Source organism: Pseudoalteromonas sp. 5Ae-yellow (genome assembly GCF_014077565.1).
Lineage (GTDB): Bacteria > Pseudomonadota > Gammaproteobacteria > Enterobacterales > Alteromonadaceae > Pseudoalteromonas.
The window spans coordinates 1-21,806 of record NZ_JACGWD010000029.1; the positions used below are offsets into that span (position 1 = coordinate 1).

General features: G+C 40.0%; 22 protein-coding genes and 2 pseudogenes. 12 read left to right on the forward strand and 12 right to left on the reverse strand.

The features are described from left to right. Positions 1-410: pseudogene (locus H4J63_RS09550) on the forward strand (tyrosine-type recombinase/integrase); the annotation flags it as partial. A 163-nt stretch (positions 411-573) separates the two neighbouring features. Continuing rightward, a pseudogene (locus H4J63_RS09555) lies at positions 574-873 on the forward strand (tyrosine-type recombinase/integrase); the annotation flags it as partial. Between the two features lie 67 nt (positions 874-940). On the opposite strand, the gene gltX reads toward H4J63_RS09555, so the two are convergent. The 4 genes from gltX to proB form a co-directional block, all read right to left on the reverse strand. Continuing rightward, a complete protein-coding gene (gene gltX, locus H4J63_RS09560; RefSeq protein WP_138585877.1) occupies positions 941-2,425 on the reverse strand; it encodes a glutamate--tRNA ligase in 1,485 nt (494 codons plus the stop codon). Between the two features lie 39 nt (positions 2,426-2,464). Beyond that, on the reverse strand, positions 2,465-2,824 hold the full coding sequence (locus tag H4J63_RS09565; protein ID WP_182196181.1) for a glutaredoxin domain-containing protein: 360 nt from the start codon (positions 2,822-2,824) through the stop codon (positions 2,465-2,467). 72 nt (positions 2,825-2,896) lie between these two features. Next, entirely contained in the window at positions 2,897-3,856 is a 960-nt protein-coding gene (locus H4J63_RS09570) for a GGDEF domain-containing protein (RefSeq protein ID WP_182196183.1), read from the reverse strand. Between the two features lie 102 nt (positions 3,857-3,958). Beyond that, positions 3,959-5,062, reverse strand: a complete 1,104-nt coding sequence (gene proB, locus H4J63_RS09575; RefSeq protein ID WP_182196185.1) for a glutamate 5-kinase — start codon at positions 5,060-5,062, stop codon at positions 3,959-3,961. Positions 5,063-5,181: 119 nt separating this feature from the next. On the opposite strand from proB, the gene H4J63_RS09580 reads away from it, so the two are divergent. Continuing rightward, a complete protein-coding gene (locus H4J63_RS09580) occupies positions 5,182-6,141 on the forward strand; it encodes a DMT family transporter (protein WP_024598646.1) in 960 nt (319 codons plus the stop codon). Here the strand turns inward: H4J63_RS09580 and H4J63_RS09585 are convergent. From H4J63_RS09585 to pdsO, 3 genes are read right to left on the reverse strand one after another with little or no spacing between them, the layout of a single operon-like run. Continuing rightward, positions 6,036-6,641 (reverse strand): class GN sortase, encoded by a 606-nt coding sequence (locus H4J63_RS09585; protein WP_182196187.1) that lies wholly within the window; start codon positions 6,639-6,641, stop codon positions 6,036-6,038. The two genes, H4J63_RS09580 and H4J63_RS09585, sit on opposite strands and share 106 nt — an antisense overlap. After that, complete coding sequence (locus H4J63_RS09590; protein ID WP_182196190.1) at positions 6,638-8,650, reverse strand: marine proteobacterial sortase target protein; 2,013 nt, start codon at positions 8,648-8,650, stop codon at positions 6,638-6,640. The genes H4J63_RS09585 and H4J63_RS09590 overlap by 4 nt, the downstream gene beginning before the upstream one ends. A 46-nt stretch (positions 8,651-8,696) precedes the next feature. After that, a complete protein-coding gene (gene pdsO, locus H4J63_RS09595) occupies positions 8,697-9,428 on the reverse strand; it encodes a sortase-associated OmpA-like protein PdsO (protein ID WP_182196193.1) in 732 nt (243 codons plus the stop codon). A 204-nt stretch (positions 9,429-9,632) separates the two neighbouring features. On the opposite strand from pdsO, the gene pdsR reads away from it, so the two are divergent. The 3 genes from pdsR (at position 9,633) to H4J63_RS09610 (ending at position 12,906) form a co-directional block, all read left to right on the forward strand. Next, positions 9,633-10,322, forward strand: a complete 690-nt coding sequence (gene pdsR, locus H4J63_RS09600) for a proteobacterial dedicated sortase system response regulator (RefSeq protein ID WP_182196195.1) — start codon at positions 9,633-9,635, stop codon at positions 10,320-10,322. Beyond that, a complete protein-coding gene (pdsS, locus tag H4J63_RS09605; protein WP_182196198.1) occupies positions 10,322-12,460 on the forward strand; it encodes a proteobacterial dedicated sortase system histidine kinase in 2,139 nt (712 codons plus the stop codon). Before pdsR ends, pdsS begins: the two co-directional genes overlap by 1 nt. A gap of 281 nt (positions 12,461-12,741) precedes the next feature. Beyond that, the gene (locus H4J63_RS09610) at positions 12,742-12,906 is read left to right on the forward strand and encodes a hypothetical protein (protein ID WP_182196201.1); all 165 of its coding nucleotides are present in this window, start codon (positions 12,742-12,744) and stop codon (positions 12,904-12,906) included. A 5-nt stretch (positions 12,907-12,911) separates the two neighbouring features. On the opposite strand, the gene H4J63_RS09615 is transcribed toward H4J63_RS09610, so the two are convergent. After that, complete coding sequence (locus H4J63_RS09615; protein WP_182196203.1) at positions 12,912-14,162, reverse strand: multifunctional CCA addition/repair protein; 1,251 nt, start codon at positions 14,160-14,162, stop codon at positions 12,912-12,914. A 132-nt stretch (positions 14,163-14,294) separates the two neighbouring features. Between H4J63_RS09615 and H4J63_RS09620 the strand changes: the two genes are divergently transcribed. Next, positions 14,295-14,522: a hypothetical protein gene (locus H4J63_RS09620; RefSeq protein ID WP_182196206.1), complete on the forward strand. Its 228-nt coding sequence runs from the start codon at positions 14,295-14,297 to the stop codon at positions 14,520-14,522. A 30-nt stretch (positions 14,523-14,552) separates the two neighbouring features. Here H4J63_RS09620 and H4J63_RS09625 read toward each other — a convergent pair whose 3' ends face one another. Genes H4J63_RS09625 through H4J63_RS09640 form a run of 4 tightly spaced genes read right to left on the reverse strand, consistent with a single transcriptional unit; the run spans position 14,553 to position 18,418 of the window. After that, complete coding sequence (locus H4J63_RS09625) at positions 14,553-15,053, reverse strand: DUF1543 domain-containing protein (protein WP_182196208.1); 501 nt, start codon at positions 15,051-15,053, stop codon at positions 14,553-14,555. An 8-nt stretch (positions 15,054-15,061) separates the two neighbouring features. Then, a complete protein-coding gene (locus H4J63_RS09630; protein WP_182196211.1) occupies positions 15,062-16,411 on the reverse strand; it encodes a sigma 54-interacting transcriptional regulator in 1,350 nt (449 codons plus the stop codon). 2 nt (positions 16,412-16,413) lie between these two features. Next, entirely contained in the window at positions 16,414-16,959 is a 546-nt protein-coding gene (locus tag H4J63_RS09635) for a hypothetical protein (RefSeq protein WP_024598655.1), read from the reverse strand. Position 16,960: 1 nt separating this feature from the next. Next, positions 16,961-18,418 (reverse strand): sensor histidine kinase KdpD, encoded by a 1,458-nt coding sequence (locus tag H4J63_RS09640; RefSeq protein ID WP_182196214.1) that lies wholly within the window; start codon positions 18,416-18,418, stop codon positions 16,961-16,963. A 329-nt stretch (positions 18,419-18,747) separates the two neighbouring features. Between H4J63_RS09640 and H4J63_RS09645 the strand changes: the two genes are divergently transcribed. The 5 genes from H4J63_RS09645 (at position 18,748) to H4J63_RS09665 (ending at position 21,711) form a co-directional block, all read left to right on the forward strand. Further along, positions 18,748-18,981 carry an EF-hand domain-containing protein gene (locus tag H4J63_RS09645; RefSeq protein ID WP_002961641.1) on the forward strand — a complete coding sequence of 78 codons (234 nt, stop codon included), beginning with the start codon at positions 18,748-18,750 and terminating at the stop codon, positions 18,979-18,981. 24 nt (positions 18,982-19,005) lie between these two features. Beyond that, positions 19,006-19,233 (forward strand): hypothetical protein, encoded by a 228-nt coding sequence (locus tag H4J63_RS09650; RefSeq protein ID WP_182196216.1) that lies wholly within the window; start codon positions 19,006-19,008, stop codon positions 19,231-19,233. Between the two features lie 186 nt (positions 19,234-19,419). Then, complete coding sequence (locus H4J63_RS09655) at positions 19,420-19,656, forward strand: calcium dependent protein (RefSeq protein ID WP_024598658.1); 237 nt, start codon at positions 19,420-19,422, stop codon at positions 19,654-19,656. A gap of 9 nt (positions 19,657-19,665) precedes the next feature. Continuing rightward, positions 19,666-19,902 (forward strand): EF-hand domain-containing protein, encoded by a 237-nt coding sequence (locus tag H4J63_RS09660; RefSeq protein WP_182196219.1) that lies wholly within the window; start codon positions 19,666-19,668, stop codon positions 19,900-19,902. Between the two features lie 132 nt (positions 19,903-20,034). After that, positions 20,035-21,711 (forward strand): amidohydrolase, encoded by a 1,677-nt coding sequence (locus tag H4J63_RS09665; protein WP_024604357.1) that lies wholly within the window; start codon positions 20,035-20,037, stop codon positions 21,709-21,711. Positions 21,712-21,806 lie beyond the last annotated feature (95 nt).

The window sequence follows — 21,806 nt, forward strand, 5'->3', positions numbered from 1 at the left end:
AAGAACTCTCATTAAATTTAAATTTTGCCCGTAGTAAAAAACAAGCAAAGCTCCCTGTAGTGATGACCCCAGAGGAAGTTAAAATGTTGATGGCTCATTTAAATAAGCGCTATTATTTAATTGCAGCTCTTATGTATGGAAGTGGTTTAAGAGTGATGGAAGCGGCGCAATTAAGGGTGAAAGATATTGATTTTGATTATAAATGTATTCAAGTATGGAATGGAAAAGGTAATAAACACCGCATTGTAACGCTGGCCATCGAGCTAATTCCTATGCTGAGAAATCAAATTTTGAACGTTGATGACTATTTAAAACTTGATTTAAATAATACGGAATATTCTGGCGTATGGATGCCATATGCCTTAACTAAAAAATATCCTTCAGCCGCAAAAACACTAGCATGGCAGTATTCATACCAACTTTATTAAAAACATGATCATTCTAGCGTATTAAATAACTCACTAACTACGTTAAAAATTATTTATATAGAACAACTATGTATCATAATTTTAGCCTTGTTATTTAGCTATTTTCTTATCGCTATAATAGCTCACTAATTTAATGCAATTGGTATTATTTCCCTCTCATATATTAAGTTCAGATCCTCAAAGTGGTGAAATAAGGCGACATCATTTTCATCACTCTTGTATCAGAAAAGAAGTGAAAAAAGCCGTTCAAAAATCAGGGTTAACAAAAATAATAACACCCCATACATTAAGGCACTCTTTTGCTACTCATTTACTGCAAAATGGCGCCGATATAAGAACCGTTCAAGCTCAGCTTGGCCATTCTGACGTTAAAACTACACAAATATATACCCACGTACTACAACAAGGTGCTAATGGTGTTATTAGCCCTTTTTCAAAATTATAAGTGACCCGATTAAAAAAGCCGAACTTATTTTACTAAGCTCGGCTTTTAAAAATGCATTATTTAGCAATTATGCACTTGGGTATTCGCGGTACGCACGCTCTATATTTTTAGCCTGCTTTTTAGAAATACCTAAATGAGCAAGGGCTACACGTAAGCGAGCACGTGATAGGTCAGACCCTAATATTTCCATTGCATCAAGCACTGACGTACTTGACGTTTTGCCAGTAATGGCGACAAATATTGGCTCTAAAAAATCTTTAATCTTAAGCTCGTGGAATGTTGCAACTTCTTTTGCTATTGCAAAAATAGCGGGTTTGTCAAAGCTACGTAAGCCTTCAAGCTGCCATACAAAAAATTGTAGTGCTTGGCGAATCACGTTTTCGTCTGCTTTACCGGCAGTTAGTAACGCTGGATCGTAAGTTGGAATGCCCCCTACAAAATGCCCTGCTAGCTCAACCATATCAGAAAGCGTGTTGATGCGAGCTTTAGCTTCTGGCAATACTTTAGCAAGCATTTTACCGTTAAATTTCCAATCAACGAAGCGCTGCATTAGCTCTTCATCGGTTAGGTTTTCACGGATCCAAGTACCGTTTAACCAGCTTAATTTATCTACGTCGAATACTGGACCACCAAGTGATACGCGCTTCATGTCAAAGTTTTCAATCATTTCATTAAGTGTGAACTTTTCGCGCTCATCTGGCATTGACCAGCCCATGCGGCCTAAGTAGTTAAGCACGGCTTCTGGCAGGTAACCCATTTCTTTATAGTAATTAATAGAGGTTGGGTTTTTACGCTTAGACAGCTTTGATTTATCTGGGTTACGCAATAATGGTAAGTGACCAAGCACTGGCGCTTCCCAACCAAAGTCTTCATACAGTTTTAATAACTTAGGTGCTGAGTTAATCCATTCTTCACCACGGAAAATATGGCTAATTTGCATGTGGTGGTCGTCAACTACGTTTGCTAAAAAGTATGTTGGGAAACCATCTGCTTTTAATAACACTTGCATGTCTACGTTTTCCCACGGGATCTCAATTTCGTCACGTAGGTAATCGTTAAACTTAAATGTGCCTTCGCTTGGGATTTTCATACGTATAACGTAAGGTTTACCCTCAGCTAGGTTTGCTTTAATTTCTTCATCTGTGTGGTTTAAACCACGACCGTCGTATTTAGGGCGTAAACCTTCTGCCATTTGCTCTTCACGCATTTGATCAAGCTCTTCGCTTGTTGCAAAACAGTAAAACGCTTTGCCATCGTCAACTAACTGATGCGCGTATTTCTTATATAAATCGCTTCGCTCAGACTGACGATAAGGACCAAATTCGCCACCCACATCAGGACCATGATCCCACTCAAGCCCTAACCAGCGTAGGCTATCCATAATCGCAAGTTCAGATTCTGGCGTGCTACGTACTTGGTCTGTATCTTCAATACGAAGTACAAATTCACCGCCTTGTTGTTTAGCAAAACAGTAGTTAAATAAGGCGATATAAGCGGTGCCAAGATGCGGGTCACCAGTTGGCGACGGGGCAACACGGGTGCGAATTGTCATGGTATATTCTCTTTAAATAAGTGAGATAGTAAAAGTGGTTTATGCAGCTACTTTGTTTAAGTAAGTAATAATATCGTTTGATTCATACAACCATTGTACTTGGCCGTTTTGCTCTATACGCAGGCAAGGCACTTTAACTTTGCCGCCTTGCTCTAGTAGCTCTTGACGATATTGTTCATTATTTTTTGCATCACGCGTTTCTATGTTTAAGCCTTCGCGTTTAATAGCGCGACGTACTTTTACACAAAACGGGCATGCTTTAAATTGATATAGTTTAAATTGTGAGGTTTGCTGATCAAGCTGTGCTTGCTCGTCGCTTGCACGCTTTTTACTGCGGGGAGTAAATACAAAATTAAAGAATAAAATTATACAACCTAAAAACCAACGAACTAATTTCATGTTCTGCGCTCTGTTTACAACAATTTAAGGAGCCAGATTTTAGCACAAATTTACAATCAAAAAAGCTCAATACTATTGAGTTGTTGCCACTTCGTCATAAAGCGCTAATTCACTGCACGCTGTTACTTTGTTTCGGCCTGTTTTTTTAGAATGGTAAAGCGCTAAATCAGCCTGATTAACAATACTCGATACGGTATCAATGCTTTGTAATGCTAAAAAACCAATGCTGATTGTTAGCCGCTCAATTTGCGCAAAAGAATGATCGGCCACATTAACTCTAAGTCTATTTAATGCAGTGTAAGCTGCTGCTTGGCTTCTTGATTGAAATAAAATAGCAAACTCTTCTCCTCCATACCTAAATACATAGTCCTCAACTCTAAAATTATATTTTAATAATTTAGCCACTTGGGCAATAACACCGTCGCCCACTACATGGCCAAAATTATCATTCACATTTTTAAATAAGTCGATATCAGCAATCGCTAAATACCAACTTCGATCTTTGTTAACGTTCTGCCTTGGTAATAAAAAACCATTGCCAGACACTATTTCCATTACTTTTTTATCAAATGTTTGCCTGTTTAGTAGCTCGGTTAGCGGATCTAATCGAGACTTGTGTAAAAGCCATAGCTGATTGGCATAAATATTTAAAATATGTAGAGCCATAACACCGATGCGCTCTGGTAATTTTTGTGGTGTTTCTATGATCAACACACCAATCACATCTTCTAAATGATAAACAGGTACATAGCTTATTGTGCGCCCACCTGCATGGCTGACTCTAACTTTATTTGGCGTAGCTTTACTTAGTAACTGCTGTATTTTAGCCGGTTTTACATGCTCAATATCGCTTGGGGTGTTAATTAATTTAGGAGGGACCGGCACACAAAAGTACTTATTTATATAAATAGCAAAATTATCGACTTCCAGTAAATCGCTAATTACTTGGATAAGTGCAACGTCTAAATCTCCTTCTTCCTCTTGTTGGGTAAGTGAAATAATCCACTCATGACCACATTTATTTGCTTGCATTTCCATGCCTAAACTGGTTAATCTGCAACCAGTTTAGTCAACATTTACGATTTTACTAAATTATGAGGCAATACTTGTAGGCTAATCTTTTTTGGTTAATATCTAAAGTAGTACTAAGTCATCGCGATGTAATACTTCTGCACCGCTATCGTAATCAAGTAACTGGCCTATTTGATTAGAGTGCGCCCCTTTTATTTTTGTGACCTCAATACTACTAAAGCGTGTTAGGCCTCTTGCAATCACTTGATTTTTTTTATCAATTAAATCGATTAAATCACCGCGCTCAAAGCGACCAAATACATTAGTAACACCTTTTGCGAGTAAGCTTGCGCCTTTATTTTGCAGCGCTGTAATAGCACCTGAATCAATAACAATTTGCCCTGTACTTTTAGGCCCCGCTAGTAGCCATTTTTTACGACCATCTTTTGGGGCGGCAAGCTTTATAAAACGCGTGCCTGGTAACTCGTCACTCATACATCTTAAAATAACGTTTTTATCTGCGCCTTTAGCAATAATAACTTCAACGCCTGCACGCCTTGCAATATCGGCTGCTTGTAATTTGGTTGCCATGCCGCCAGTGCCTAAACTTGTGCCACTGCCACCAGCAAGTTGGCGCAGCTCATCGTTTATATGTGTTACTTCACCAATGAGGGTTGCATCGGCGTTTGTGCGCGGATCGCTGGTAAATAAGCCTTCTTGATCGGTAAGTAGCAGTAACTTATTAGCATTAGCCAAAATAGCGACAAGTGCCGATAAGTTATCGTTATCGCCAACTTTTATTTCACTGGTAGCGACTGCGTCATTTTCGTTAATGATGGGCACAACGTCGTAATTGAGCAGTGCGGTGAGTGTATCGCGGGCATTAAGGTAGCGCTCTCTGTCGTCTACATCAGCACGCGTAAGCAGCATTTGCCCTACATTTACACCATATAAAGCAAACAAGCTCTGCCAAATATGAATAAGTTGACCTTGTCCAATTGCAGCAAGCATTTGTTTATCAATTAAGCTTCTGCCACAGGGTTTTAATAGTTGCTCGCGCCCAGCGGCTACCGCGCCGCTCGATACCAAAATAACGTGATGACCCTGCTTTTTAAGCTCGCAGCATTGGCGTACTAATTCAACCATGTGTGCTTTATCTAGTTTATCAGTGCCGCCGGTAAGTACGCTTGTACCAAGCTTTACAACTATTACCTGTTCCCTTTGCATGTGCTTTTTACTACTGATTAATTAAAGATGAATTAATTTATACCAGCTCGGTATTTTTGAACAAGTTAAAAATATTCATGCTAGGATCTGATTTTATTAAATTATGTAAATTACTCTTTATGCCTGCCAGTTTATGTTTAATTATTGCCACCTTTTTATGGGGCAGCTCTTTTATTGCGCTCAAATACGCCATTGCCATTTACGACCCTGCATTGGTGATATTTTTACGCATGCTCACCACATTAGTTTTATCGCTTTGTTTATGGCGCTACGTTATTCGGTTTGAGTATTTAAAAGGTGACTGGAAGTATTTAGTGGGTATGTCGCTTGCTGAGCCTTGCTTGTACTTTTTATTTGAAGGCCATGCAATGGAATATACGTCAGCCTCACAGGCGGGTGTTATTGTGTCGTGCTTACCTATAATTATTGCCCTACTTGCCTTTGTATTACTTAAAGAATACATAAGTAAATCCATTGTGGTGGGTTTTACGCTGTGTATTGGCGGCAGTATTTTACTTACGCTTCTATCCCCAAATTCTGAGCAAGCACCAAATCCGTTACTGGGTAACTTTTTAGAGTTGATGGCTATGGTGTGCGCTGCATTTTATACCGTAAGTATTAAGCATTTAGCTAATCGCTATTCTCCCCTGACTTTAATTGCACTGCAAGGTATTAGCGGAAGCTTATTTTTTGCGCCGTTTTTATTTTTTATCGACCTGCCAAGCGAAAACCAACACGACTTAACCGCGCTAATGAGCATTTTATATTTAGGCTCGTGTGTAACCCTTGGCGGCTATGGCATGTACAACTATGCTATTAGCAAGGTATCGGTATTAACCGCTGCGGCGTACTCTAATTTAATTCCTATTTTTACACTTATTTTGTCAGCGATTATTTTGGGCGAAGTACTCAACGTGTGGCAATGGTTGAGCATATTTGTGGTATTTATTGGTGTAATGGTAAGCCAGCGCCATCAAGAACTTGTGGTTGATATACCGCTTAGTGAATCGGGCGAAGACATTTGCGCAGATACAAGCAATCTCAAATCAGTACCTGAGGCAAGCGAATCAAAAGGGTAACAGGTAAGTAAATACAACCCAGGTGTTTGTAAAAAGTCATATTGAGATTGATGAATAACCTCAATTCCCGTTACCTTATAATTTTGTATCACCCCATTTTGCAGTTGCAAAGTAAATGCTTCCCCCACTTTTGCGTTTTGTAAAAATGCAAAGTGGGTGTCGTTATGCCCAGCTATTAGCGCCCCTTTTTTGTTTCCAAATTCTTTGCCGCCGAGCTCCCCTGCGGGTAAAAATTGGCTAGGCGCAAACGCTAAATTACGACCACTCGCTCCAGCCAATACACTTAATGTTTTATTATGGCTTGGCCAATTAAGCTTTGCAGTCACGTAGCTGTCGGCGTAATACCAGGGTTTTACTTTAGTGCCAGATGATTTAAGCGCCTCTTGCCATGCTTGCTCAATTAATATTTGAGCAAGCCATGCTTTTGCCTGCATATAAGCGCCGTGCCCAAATAATCCAAGCCCAGCGATTAGTAAGCCCGCGCTTAGCCACTTTTTCATTTATGTTCCCTACTTAATTTAGGCCCTCGGTTTATTTTAAGCGCGCCAAATCCCAATAATAAAATACAGCCTAACAATATGTGGAGCCTACTTTGCCCATCGGTTTGTGGTAAACGCATTGCCATACCTTGCGGTACTGCATTAGTAGCTTGCGCCGTTTGCTCTGCCACTTCTTTTGTTTGAGTTTGTTCAATCGCTATAAAAGCAGTAAAGGGGCTAAGTAATTGATGAGTAAGTGCAAGCTCCAGTACTTCATCTTTAACGGTACTTTGCTCGTTGTATAAAAGTAATGACTTAATTTTTTGGCGCGCCCATAGCTTTGCAATACCTTGAGCGCTTGAACTATTTTGTGTACTTAATTTAATACTTAAAGGCCCTTGTGCTGTTTGCCCAGCAAGTATCACACTTTTGGCATTATTAAGCTTTATAGCGACCATGATAGGTTCGCCAAAATATAAATCAGGTAGTGGTGATGGCCAAAAATCTAAGCTGTTACCGCTTTCATCGCTTAGCGCCAAATTAGTAATCGCAGGATGTGCAAGCTTATCAAACAACTGCTGCATTTTAGGTTGCACCTCGCTTGTGCTGCCTATAAAGGTAAATGAGCCTTTGCCTATATCTGCCGCTCGGCGCATAAAAAAGCTGTTGGGTGCACTGCCAATACCCACTGTAAATAAGCGGCTATCGCCTAATTTACTTTGAATGTTTTTAAACAATACGTCTTCGTTGCTTACGCTGCCATCAGTTAAAAATACAACTTGGCGTACAAAACCATCAAACTCGCTGCCATCAAGTACGGCATTAAGCGCACCTTGTATTTCTGTGCCGCCGTCGGCTTCTAGGCTATAAATAAATCGCTCTGCGCGGCGTAAGTTAAAGTCGCTGGCTATAAGTGGTTTATCGCTCATTGGAGTCACTATGTTATCAAAACCAATAATATTAAAGCTGTCGTCGCTATCAAGTAATGAAAGCGCATAAAACAACGCTTTTTTAGCTTGCTCCATAGATTGCCCGTGCATAGAGCCCGACGTATCAACGACAAATACCATTTCGCGAGGTAATCGCTGAGTTTGTGTAAAGTGATCCCCCGGTGGCATTAGCATAGCAAGCCCGTATCGATCGCCATTTTCAAACTGCTGAGTGAAAAATGCAGCTTGGGCCTGCTCTTTTTGCAGCGGTTTAAACTCAAGTACAAAGTCGCGATTAACTGCATTTACTTCATTTAACGCTATTTTATATTGCCCAAACGCAGTGTTTTTCACATCAATATTATGAAATTTAGAATTGATATCCACCAGCTCTAAGCCAACGTCTATATCAATGTTTAAGCTAAATTTACTACTTGGTACGTTATCAGTTTGAGTGATGTTTTGAGTGCTGTAAACAGGGCTTAACCACCCAGTTGGGAGTGGATTTGTATGCGCTTGATGTTGAGTATTAACCTCACCACTAATCGCGTGATAACGCGGTGTAATGGTAGTAGGAAATCTAATAGCGAATGTACCGCTGTTGTAATCAATTATTTCTTGATACTCAAGCTCAATAATTACCTGCTCACCAGGGCCAATATTCGCCACATTCGTAATAAACATATTGGCGCGTTGCTGGCGTACGAGTGCCGCTTGCTTGCCTGATTTTTTAGCCTCTTCGTATTTTTTTTCAGCCTCCACTTTTTTATCAATTTGGCCTTTAATAACTCGCTCACCTATACGCATCGTCATGGCATGTACGGCGCTTTCATCTGGCAATGGAAAAACGTAGCGCGCATTAACTGCAAACGGGTTTTCGTTTTGATAGGTTTGCGTTACGACAACATGATTAATTAGGCCGGTTAAGGTCATATTGGCGTCGCTTTTTAATATTATTGCTGGGCCTGCTGGCGCACCATTGCTATCAAAAAGCTCTAACTTGGGTGATTGCGCATGGCTTTTGAAGCTCGCTAACAGCACAATCGCTATGAATATAAAAATGCTTACTTTAGTAAGCATTTTGGTTGGTTTACTCAACATAAAATCACTCCATCGAACGCTTAGCTTTACTTAGATTCAGTTAGGTTTAGTTACTCGCCGTTTGGCCATTTACACTATTTATTGAGCGAGTGGTAAGCGTTACGCGTCTATCAAAAAAGTTATCTTCCACCGTGTTGCTATTTGCCAATGTTTGCTGCTCGCCAAATGCCTGCGTGCTTAAGCGCTTGTGGCTCACACCGTGTTTTATTAAATAGCTTTGCACGGCATTTACACGTGCTTTAGAGAGTAAAAGGTTGGCTTGCTCATCGCCGCGCTGATCGGCAAAGCCGCTTAAATCAAGTGCGAGTTGTGGTTGGTTGTTTAACAAGGTAACTAGTTGGTCTAGCTGCAGTGCAAAATGCGGGGCAATAACGCTTGAGCCTGTTTTAAATTGCACCGTCATGGCTAATAAGTTATTAATTTGAACTTGAGTTAACTGCTCATTTTGATTGGCAAGTACTTCTAACTGCTGCTCTAACATATTGTTGTGGTTAAGCACGTGTTGGTAATCGCTGGTTTTTTCTTTCATGACCGTAATGGCACGCTCTTGCTCTGCAATTTTGTTATCAGCTACTTTTGAATCACCTATTAAACCACCGGCAAATGCCCCAATAAACGCACCAATTGGCCCGCCCACTACGCCGCCAATAATAGCGCCTGCACCTAGCCCAATAGCCGTTTCTTTATGGGCTTCTTTTGATGGCGTGTTAGATGTTGAGGCAATTGCTGGAGTACAAAAACTAGCAACGAGTGTTAACGCAATTAATGTCTTCTTCATGATTTAATCCTTAAACTTACTTTTTAATTTGTGATGTTTTGTTTTGATGGGTGTATTAAAACAAGCTCAAGTGGCAATAAAGGGGATCAAAAATGGCAAACTGCTGAGCAATTGTGGCAAAAAAATGGCAATTGCCTTTTTAAGCGTACTTAGCTTAAAAACTTCGATATAGTGCACAGCAGAGCCGATAGGATAATGATTAAGATGAAAAAAATAGCCATCGTTGAAGATGAACCCGCAATCCGCGAAAACTACATAGAAATGCTGAGCGGACAGGGCTACCAAGTAAGTGGCTTTGCCGATCGCGCTTGCGCAGAAGCTGAATTTAAAAATGCCCTGCCCGATTTAGCCATTGTTGATATTGGCCTAGGCCATGAAATAGATGGTGGTTTTTTACTGTGCCAAACATTGCGATCGCTTTCTAAAACACTGCCTATTATTTTTTTAACCGCCCGCGATAGCGAAATAGATACCGTATGCGGCCTGCGCATGGGCGCCGACGACTACCTAACAAAAGACATAAGCTTGGCTCACTTGGCTGCACGTATTGGTGCGCTGTTTCGCCGAATGGAAGCACTTGAGCAACCCGCTGATGCAAACGCACTCATAACACGCGGGCAATTAACGCTCGACACACAACGTATGCAGGTATTTTGGCAACAACAATTAGTTGATTTAACCGTAACCGAATTTTGGATGCTGCATTCACTCGCCCAGCGACCAGGCCATGTTAAAAGCCGTAACGAATTAATGAGCGATGCTAAAATTTATGTAGACGACAGCACCATTACTTCACACGTAAAACGTATCCGTAAAAAGTTTATAGCACTCGACAGCGCCTTTGATTGCATAGATACCATGTATGGCATGGGCTATCGGTGGGAACAACACTAATGCTACGATTTGGTCTGCGCAGTAAATTTATATTACTTTCATGTTTTTTGTTTTTGCTGCCGTGGCTTGGCTACGAGTACGTATGGGAAATGGAAAAGTTTTTACGCCAAGGCCAAGAAAAAACCCTCGTAGGCACTACTCGCGCACTTGCTACTGCACTACATGAGCGCCCCGCATTATTTGACGAGCAAACCAACTTTTTAGACCAAGTAGTAAAAGGCCGCGATTTATACGCTTATAATCTTAAAAATCCTATTCAGCTCGACGGTAAACTTAACGATTGGGACAACTACCAACCGCTATTTTGGCATTACGACAAGCGCTACTTACAAAAAACAGATAACAAACATCAAGCCAGTGACTTATCGTTTGATCATATGGTGGGAAAGTTTGATAACTACTTATACGCCGCATTTAAAGTCACCGACAATACCCTTATTTATCGCGCTAAAAATAGCTTAAGCATTACTAATAACGATTATTTACAAATTGGCCTAAAAACGCCTGACGGCCAGTTTAATACTTACATTATTGCGCCACGCCAAAACGGCTGGGTTAATGCGTTTGATGCAAAAACCAAAGCCCCTTTTACTAAAATCCAGGGCTATTTTGAAAGTACCGAATCTGGTTATAACGTAGAGCTGCGTTTTCCTATTAACATGCTGGGCAACAAACTTGGCTTTGCCATTGTTGATGTTGATAATAAAGAGGCGTTGTTAGAGCCTAAAATAATGTCGACCTCAAACTTAAATAACCCAAACGATTTAGGCTCGGTACTCGTACCTTCCCCAGAAATTAGCCGTATTTTAAAAGGCATGGGCCACAGTGGTAGCCGCATTTGGGTAGTTGATAACCATCATCGCGTACTTGCACAATCGGGTACTATTCAAAATGCAGATGGCGTATGGGCTGATGGGCTTGCTAACCAAGCACCTAAAACTTGGTGGCAGCGCTTTGAGCAAAATTACTTGCACCCAATTTACTATAAAATATTAACGCGCCCCGAAAATGAGTTTTTAGATACCCTGCACGATGTAGCTTCTATGCAGGGCACACATTTAGCTAAAGCATTAAAAGGGCAACCAGCATCGTCTTGGCGCTTAACTCCCGACAGCAAAGCTGTTATTTTATCGGCCGCTTACCCTATTTGGATCCAAGACCAAGTAATTGGTGCAGTAATAGCAGAGGAAACCACTAACGGCGTACGTACGCTACGTAATAAATCGCTCGAAAAACTGTTCAACGTTATTTTAGCCGTAATGCTAATTGGTACTGTCACCTTGTTCTTTTTTGCCTCGCGTATATCGAACCGAATTAGGCGACTGCGCGATACTGCTGAACAAGCAATTGATGCACAAGGGCGTGTTACCGGCAGTATTAATTACAGCGATGCTAACGATGAAATTGGCGATCTGTCTCGTAGTTTTTCAAACATTGTTAGTCGACTTGGTGGCTATACCGATTACTTAGAAAATATGTCGTCGCGATTATCACACGAGCTGCGCACGCCGGTTGCCGTAGTACGCTCGTCACTCGAGAACTTACAAAGCTTGCCGCAAAACGAGCTGAGCCAAAAATATCTCGATCGCGCCAGCGAAGGAGTTGAACGCTTAGGTAAAATAATAACCACCATGAGCGAAGCCACCCGCCTTGAACAAAGTATTCAAAGCAACGAACCTGAGCCTTTTGATTTACAAAAAGTAATAAATGGCTGCATGCAGGGCTATCAGCTTACTTACCCACACCAGCTATTTACGCTTGATGTATGCCAAAACAAATTACCTATGCAAGGTGCACCGGAGTTTATAGCTCAGCTACTTGATAAGCTTATTAATAACGCGCTGGAGTTTAGTGAAGCCAATACGGCTATTAATGTAGGCCTTAAGCAGAGCGAAAATAAAGCAATATTAACAGTGAGTAACACAGGGCCCGCGTTACCCGAAGGATTAACTGAACATATTTTTGACTCTATGGTGTCGGTACGTAGTCAGCAAATGCAGCAACAGCCACATTTGGGGTTAGGTCTTTATATTGTAAGGCTGGTGTGCGACTACCATAAAGGCAGTGTAACAGCGCAAAATAACGAGCAAGGTGATGGTGTCGTATTTACCGTAACGCTGCCGTTAGTTACTGGCTAAGGCTGTATTTTTACCATTATATTTGTACCGTTATATTTATAGCTACAGCATTATATGCAAATAGTAATTACGCAATAAATTAAATTCAGCTGTATATTTTTAGTTAAAAATAGTTACTTTAATTTACCTTAACTCCATATAAATTAACAAATAAACCCCTCTCACCCCTCAAAACCTGCCAGTTACAATTTAGTACAACTTCAAATGTAACTATTCACTTTTAATTCAGTCGAATGACCATACCCTACATCATATTAAAGTATTAAATTGAAGGAATACTCATGAAACCATCACTAGAGCGTGAAGAACTAGACTTTATTTTTGACTTATACAGGCCCTCTAAAAAACCCAAGTCTGAAGAGGTAAAACCAAAAAACACCAATTACAAAGAGCTAAGAAAGCACGACGCGACTAAAAACCAAGGCGTATCGCACTACTTAGTCTAATTTTATTACGCTTGGGGCTTCTCATGTTCTAAAAATGCTTTAATGCAGTTTATTTCTGCAAGTTTTACTTCTTCGCCTATTTCAGGGCCTTTTTTGCCATTTTTAAGTGCATCTTGCACTACTTGTTTCTTATCCATTTTTTGCAGCTCAGTATGAATTGCTCGCAGTTTAGCTGCTTGCGGGTATGGCTTATCTACCAGTGTTTCACCACGCCCTTGTGCATCGCATTGGCATGCTTGGGTAAATGCTATAAAACGTTCTGGGTGTACCAACGCATTTAGGTTAGTCACTATTAGCTTGTGAATGGTTTGCGGCCTTAACTGATCAATCGTGTGGCAAAGGGTGTGATTATCACTGGTGAGTACACCAACATCGCGAAAACGGTTTGGCACTTTTAAGCGCTCACAAAACGCCTCAATAACTGCAACGCCTTCGCGTTCGTGCCCTCGTAGGTTTCCATACTTTTTAAAACTCAGCGCTTTTCCAAAATCATGGGTAAGTGCAGCAAAGCGTGCTTCTAAGTTAAAATTCAAATCGGCTGCACGCCTAAGTACCAACATAGTATGCACAAATACATCCCCTTCAGGATGATGGTTTGCCGGTTGCGGTACATTAACCATGCGCTCAAGTTCTGGAAAAATACCTAAACCTTGCAGTGCTTCAAAATAAAGCTCAGGGTGCTTTTCACCCAGTGCTTTTTCAGTTTCAAGCCACACGCGCTCAGGTACTAAATGATTTAGCTCACCTTTATTTTTAAGCTCGCGCATTAATGCATAGGTACTTGGGTGAATACGCCAATCGCTGCCATAGCGCGCTAAAAAACGGGCAATACGCAGTACTCGAACAGGATCTTCTACAAATGCCTCAGTGGTGTGGCGCAGTGTTTTATTTTGTAAGTCAGTTTGGCCATTAAACGGGTCAATAATATTACCGTGTTCATCAAGCGCCATTGAATTTATGGTCAAATCACGCCTTGCTAAATCTTCTTCTAGCGTAACGGTTGGGCTGGCATCAACCACAAAGCCAGTATAGCCTTTGCCACTTTTACGCTCTGTGCGCCCCAGTGCGTATTCTTCTTTTGTTTTTGGGTGTAAGTAAACCGGAAAGTCACTACCTATTGGCACAAAACCAAGCGATTCCATCGTTTTTGGTGTTTCCCCAATCACTACATAGTCGTTATCTTTTGATTTTATATTTAGCAGTTTGTCGCGCACTGCACCACCAACGAGGTAAACTTGTTTTAAGTTACTTTTCACTTTATTCCCAATAACACTTGCCCAATTGTTTGACGCTAATCATATCATTAATTAAAAAATTCTGCGGTATTTGCCAAGCTTAAGTAAGCTCATTACAATGGCGCATTATTTTTAGCTATAGCCTCACAATTAATGAAAAACCATTCATCAAAAAAAGAACTCATATTACTACCCATTTTATTAGTGGTTATTTTAATGTGTGTGGCGGGTCACTTTTTACTACAAGCAAATTTTCAAGACAGTAATGTGGTTGAATACATGTTGGCAGCACTGCCGTTTGCTATGTTTGGGTTGGTTATTGTGGCGTTTAAAATGGCGGCTAAAAGCGAAAAAGATGAGCAAAACGAGCAGGACTCTTAATCCTACTCTGTTTTAGCTACTTATTATAATTTAAAGTATGTGATAGCCAAACCAGTCTGGCTTTATCGGCTGCGATATACCGCTGGGCGTGAGCTTAATGTTTAGCTGGCTGTCGAGTAAATCAATGGCAAAGCAATCGTCCACATCATGTAAATCATCTTTATGAATATGGCTAAGGCCTGCAAGTAAATCGTTTTTAGCACGCTCTTTAGCTTCATGGCTACTACTTGCAACATACAACGCAAAGTCGTGTTGCTCAGCCATAGAATCACTTCTGTAAGCGCCTAAATTTACAAAATAGAGTTGTTTATTTTGCTCCACATAGCTATCGACTACTTCTACTTTAAAGCCATCAATATGATTAATTGCCATGTAACTATCCATGTGAACACTACTTCTGTCGCCTACCCACTGGCTTTTTAACTTTGAGTAGGTTTGCTCTATATTCTCCCCTACAACAAAACGAATATCATGCATTTCAATGTGGCAACCTCGAATCCGGCCACCTAAATAAACCATAAATAACTGCATGCTTTTCCTTAACCTAAATTATCAACATCAATATTATGCTTTTTAATCAACTTATAAAAATCTGAGCGGTTACGTTTAGCAAGCTTAGCGCCTTCGGCTACGTTACCACCTGCCATTTTTAAAGTGTTAATTACATAGTCGCGCTCAAACTCTTTTTTAGCGTCGTTTAGTGATAATGGTTCTACATTTGTTTCGTTACTATTTAGCGCTGCTAACACTAAGTGCTCTGAAATAACATCGCTTGGCGTTAATGCTACAACCTGCTCTACTACGTTTTGTAGTTGGCGGATATTACCTGGCCAGTCGTAACGCACAAGCGCATGCATAGCATCGCTTGCAAAGTGTTTTTCAGTTTGCTTCATGCGCTTAGCAATGCTTGCACTAAAGTGCTGTGCTAATAAGCTTATATCTTCGCGGCGCTCACACAGTGGCGGTAATTTTAAATTAACTACGTTTAAACGGTAGTATAAATCTTCTCTAAAGTGTTGGTTTAAAATAGCTTCAGGAAGATTTTTATGTGTAGCCGACACTATGCGTACATCAATTGCTATTTCTTCTTGAAAGCCCACCGGGCGAATTGTTTTTTCTTGTAATACGCGCAGTAACTTAACCTGCAAGTTAAGTGGCATATCACCTATCTCGTCTAAAAATAACGTGCCGCCCTCAGCTTGTTGAAACAACCCTTGGTGATCTTTAATTGCGCCTGTAAAAGAGCCTTTTTTATGACCAAATAATTCGGACTCTAAAAGCTCCCCTGGTACAGCGCCGCAGTTAATTGCAACAAAAGGTCCGTTACTTACATGGCTATGTTGATGAATCGCCTGTGCGAGTAGCTCTTTACCTGTACCACTAGCCCCCGAAATCAATACATTAACTTGTGTTGGCCCAAGTAGTTTTACTTGCTCAAGCAAGTGAAGCATTGTGCCGCTACGCGTAACTATATTACTTTTAGGTGCGGCTTCATCAGCGTTAACACCGTGAATTTCTATCGCTTTAGCAAGGCTGTCAAATAGCTCATCTTTATCTACAGGTTTAGTTATAAATGCAAAAATGCCCTGCTTAGTTGCCTCTACTGCATCAGGAATTGAACCGTGCGCTGTCATCATAATGACAGGTAATGCAGGGTAGCGGCTTTGCAACTGACGATGCAGCGCCATGCCATCCATTTCATCCATACGCAAGTCGGTTATTACGGCGTCAAACACTTGGCTTTTAAGTATTTGTAGTGCGGTTAAGCCGCTTTCACAGGTCGTTACTTCGTACCCTTTTGATTCGATACGAATAGCGAGCAGTTTTAATAAGCTAGCGTCGTCGTCAACGAGTAATACTTTTGCACCTTGCACTTTAGTTGCTGCCATAGTTACTGCTCCTTAGTTTCTTCTCGTAGTAAAAGCTGCTGCTCAATTGTTGCTAACGATGAGAGGGTTTCTTGCATTTTATTGTTAAGTGCTTGTTGCTCTTTTTTAGCATTTATTTGCATAGTCACTTGTTGCTTTTGAAGCCATAAATATTGCTTTATATCATCTGGCCAAAAGTAAGCAAGATCGAGTTTTAGCAACTTAGTCATTACTGTATTTGGATCATCATTTATGTTTAAGCACATAAATTTAAAAAAGCGTTTAAGATCGTTTTCGCCTGTAAAAATATCTTTTTTTGGCACCAATTTAAATCCGCCACACTGATTAGCGTGCCATGCAATAACTTGCTCTGCTGGAGGGTAGCTAGGTTCTATTTTTGGTCTGGGTTTTGGGCTTGGTTTGCTGTTTTTGTCGTTTTTTATTTTAGTATCGACCACAGGTGCTGGTGTAATTGACACACGCTCTTCTTGCCCATTATTAATTTCACAACCAGATATAACCATGCTGCTACTGAGCACACATAAAATAGCGATTAAACGCAAGCGCATGTTAATTAACTCCTAGATTTTTTGTTATGGGAATTTTAATTGAAAACCGGCAACCATGTGGCTCATTATGTTCAACAGTAAGTGTACCTCTTAGCTGTTCAACAGACTCTTTTACAATAGTTAAGCCCAGCCCACTGCCTTGCAGCGTAACATTTTTACTGTGTTTACCTTGATAAAATGCGCTGAAAATTTGAGTTTTTTCTTGCTCTTTAATACCGCACCCTCTATCGAGCACAGCGATACAAAGTTGATTTTGCTCAAGCGCTAAATTAATAGTAACGCTTTGCTTATCTTCTGAAAATTTTAAGCCATTTGAGATAAGCTGAATTAAAATCATCTCAATAAGCTCACTAGGTAAAGCAAGCGGTTTATTTGGTAAGTCATTTTTCCATTGCAGAGCCTGCTCACGCGCACTTAAGCGATGCTCAAAATGGCTATTTATTTTATTAATAAGGAGGCTAAATTCAACTTCGCTTAGACTGTCTTTACTGGTACGAATCGCATTATAACTCAATAAACTGTCAATCATTGTGCGAAGGCGCACCATAGATTGGCTAATAAGCTCAAGTACCGCTTTTTGCTCACCTGTAATTGGGCCTACTATTTCATCAGTTAGTAAGTCAGTACCTTCGACCATTGAAGCTAACGGCGTTTTTAGCTCATGGGTGACATGGCGTAAAAAAGTATCTTTTTGCTGCTCAAGCATATGTAGTTGCTCTTGCACCCATTGGAGCTTTTCTCCTAGCTCAACAAGCTCAGCTGAACCTTTCACAGATATTTTTTGCTGCCAATGCCCCTGCCCAAGCTTATCAATAACCGTAGTTAACCCTTTTAGTCGCCCACTTATACGCCATAAAAAGCCTCCCCCAACAATTAAAGTCAGTGGAATAAGTGCCACCAACCAGTTTATAAATGACGCTTGCAGGCTTGTAAGCTCATTTTGGTTATTGGTAATTTGCGCTTCGTTTTTATCACGTAACCATAAAGTAAGTTCAGCAATTAAATCGCTCACTGGCACAAATAGCTCAGCTTGTTGTTGTTTTTGCTCAACGAGTTTTACATGCGCGGTTTGTAAGGTGGTATATAAGCGTTGCCATTGGTTGATATACTCTTTATTCGTGTTTACAAATTTGAGTTCATCAATGCTTTGTAGGGATGATTGCCATTTATCGACAATAAGCTTATCTAGCGATTCACTTTTTAATACCCAGTTTTGCCTAGTGGCGCGTTCAAGACTGTTGAGTTCTTGCTTTAAAGTGTTAAACGATTTAGTAACTTGGTAGTTGTTACTCACAATACTTTGAGTAACCGCTAATTGCTTATTAAGCGAATTTAAAAATACGATCACCACTATAGAAAGCGGAAGTAGCGAAAGCAGCATACTCATTGCAAATTGCCCAATTAAATTAGGCCGCCAGTTAAGCATTGCTTGGTATTTTTTAGCTATGGTTGCTGGCATTTCGTTTAGTCCTTTTAAGTTAAGCGCTCTATTATTAAGTGCTTACCTTATACACTAGCTGAACCAGCAATTATATTTAATACGATTAACAGCCAGCACTATAAAACAATGTGTCGCCAAATAGAGACAACGTAAACCATTGATTCTTAAACCCTACCTTTAATCTCACTGCATAATGTTGCAAAAGGCGCACAAAAATTACAATAAACCCAGTAAAAACTTCTCACTGGCTTAAAGAAAAAATAATAACCAATTGAAAAATATCAATAATTATTATTGGCACCATTTTTGTAATAGGTGTAATAACTTTAATCAATAAGGAAATAATTATGAACAAACGCATTTTAGTAATTTCATCATTACTGGCTTTAGGCTTTTTAGGCGCTAATGCACACGCAATGGACGTTCACGCGACTTTTAACGAACTTGATAAAGACAGTAACGGCACATTAAGTGAAGCCGAAGCAGGTGAAGATGCTGTGTTACACGAGAATTTTTCTCAAATTGATACTAATCAAGATGGGCAATTGTCGCTAGATGAATTCAAAAAATTTATTCAATAAACTCATTTAATAAGGAACGTGATTATGAAACAACTTATAGCCGCTTTTTCATTAATGTTTTTAGCAATTAGTGCCACTGTAATTGCATCGCCAACAAATGTGCGTTTTGCCCACTTAGATAAAGACATGGACGGACAAATATCAATTGCAGAAGCAAAGGAAGATAAGGAAGTAATGAGACAATTTGCCGACTTAGATGAAGACGGTGATGGAAAAGTCTCAAAAAAAGAATTTGAAAGCTTTAAACCTTAATGAGTAATTACTGATTAAGCTTTACTTAAGCTTGTTATAGGTAAACTGGAATTAAAAGCATTTGCCATAATCCCTGAGGGAGTGTGTAAAAGGATTTAATGTTGGGAGTTAAATTACGGCAAGTGCTTTTTCCTTTTCACTTTATTTTAGCCACAAACTTTAAATACATCTTTTGGAAGGAACACCATGAAGATACTTCCCCTTGTTATAAGCATTTTAATGCTATTAAGCTTTGATGCCGCGGCACTTGATGTAAAGCAACGCTTTGATCACTTAGATAGCGACAAAAGTGGCTATTTAACACACGACGAACTTGATCCCCAACCACAACTTTTAAACACCTTTGTAAAATGGGACAAAAACCAAGATAACCAAATTTCGCTAGTCGAATTTAAAAGTTATCTAACTAACAACCTTTACTAAGTGATTTGTATGAAAAGTATTAGCTATATAACGCTGCTGGCGTTTAGTATTTTTAGCGCATTTAGTTTTGCCGCAAGTAACGACATTGCAAAGCAATTTAAAAAGCTAGATAGAAACCAGGATGGTTTTTTAACACGTTCAGAAACCGCTGTAGACCCCGCTTTGTGGTCTCGGTTTTCAAGCTACGATCAAGACAAAGACGGCAAGCTAACGCTAAGTGAATACAGTTTATACGCTAGTAAATAAACCCTTTCAAAAGCTAGATATTTTATGTTCTAGCTTTACTGCTTTTTTCTTCATCATAATTTGTCTCACATATTGGTATTATAAAGTTGGGTTTGCTAGTGTTAACGCACTAACAATAAAAAATAATGCCTTATGTCGCTCAAAAAAATAATCAAACCACTCATACTAGCCAGCCTTTGCGCTAGTTCTAGTTACACTCTCGCACAAACAAAAGTAATTTATAACGCCAATGGTTATACCCCTTTATACAAAGGTGAAGTACAGCAGTTTTCTACCCTCGTTATTAAAAATGGCAAGGTAGTAAAACTAGGTAGCGAAACACTTAAAGATAGCTACCCAGATGCTAAGCTAATTGACGCGCACGGTAATACCTTATTACCTGGCTTAATTGATGCTCATGGGCACGTTATTGGCCTAGGAGATAATTTATCGCAACTTGACGTACGCGGCGCAAAATCGGTTGATGAAGTAACAAATAAACTAAAAGTATTTGCCGATAATAAACAAGGTTGGATTATAGGGCGAGGTTGGAACCAAGAGCTTTGGGCTGATACACGCTTTCCTACAGCTAAAGATTTAGACAAAATAGTTAGCGATCGACCTGTGGTTCTTTCGCGGGTTGACAGCCACGCCATTTTGGTTAATTCAAAAGCGCTCGAACTTGCTGGTATTACAGCCAAAACAAAAGCGCCTGAAGGCGGTGAAATAATTAAAGACGAATTTGGTAATCCTACAGGTATTTTTGTAGATAAAGCAGAATCGCTAATTACCCAGCATATGCCAGCCCCCTCAAAACAAGATATAAGTGACTCACTTGATGCAGCAGGTAAGCATTTATTAAGTTTAGGCATTACCTCTACTCACGATGCAGGTATTGATAAAACCACATGGGAGGTTTACAAAGAGCGCGGCGACCTTGGTAATTTACCATTACGTATTGTGGCAATGCTAAGTGGTGCAAGTCCTGATTTAGGCACAATGTTAAAGGCAGGCCGATACCACGACAAAAATGACTTTATGGAAATTCGCAGTGTTAAAGTTTACGCCGATGGCGCACTTGGCTCTCGCGGAGCCGCTCTGATTGAAGAATACGCAGACAGACCTGGTCACCATGGTTTAATGCTTGAAACACAAGAAAAACTCGAAGCGCTCTTTACACAAAGCTTTAAAAGCGGCTTTAGCGCAAATACCCACGCAATTGGCGATAAAGCAAATAAAGTAGTACTTGATGCTTATCAAAATGTGTTTAAAAAAACGGGCGGTATATTACTACGTAACCGAATAGAGCACGCACAAATTGTAACGCCTGAGGATATCCCTCGCTTTAAAGCGTTAAAAATAATCCCTTCAATGCAGCCAGTACATGCCACTTCTGATATGCATATGGCAGAGCAACGCTTAACTGAAAAACAATTAAGCGGTGCCTATGCTTGGCAAACATTTTTAAAGCAAGGATCGGTGGTTGCAGCAGGCTCTGATTACCCTGTAGAGCTTGCAAATCCATTTGATGGTTTGTATTCAGCCATTACACGCATGGATCATAACAAACTACCTGAAAACGGCTGGCGCGCAAGTGAAGTACTAAGCCGCGAAGATGCATTACGTGCATTTACTCTCGGTGGCGCTTATTCAGCCCATCAAGAATTTAAGGTGGGTAGTTTAGAAAAAGGTAAATGGGCAGACTTTATTTTACTTGATAAAGACTACTTTAAAGTACCTGTTGACGAGATATACAAGACGAACGTACTACAAACCTGGGTTGCAGGTAAACTTCGCTATAAAAAAGAAGAGATTAAAAAAACACCATAATCAAAAATAAACAAAGTAATTATTAAATTTAGTTAAAGTAATCAAAAAGTGTGTCGATAAAGAGGGGTATTTATAAAATTCCCTTATGTTTCAGG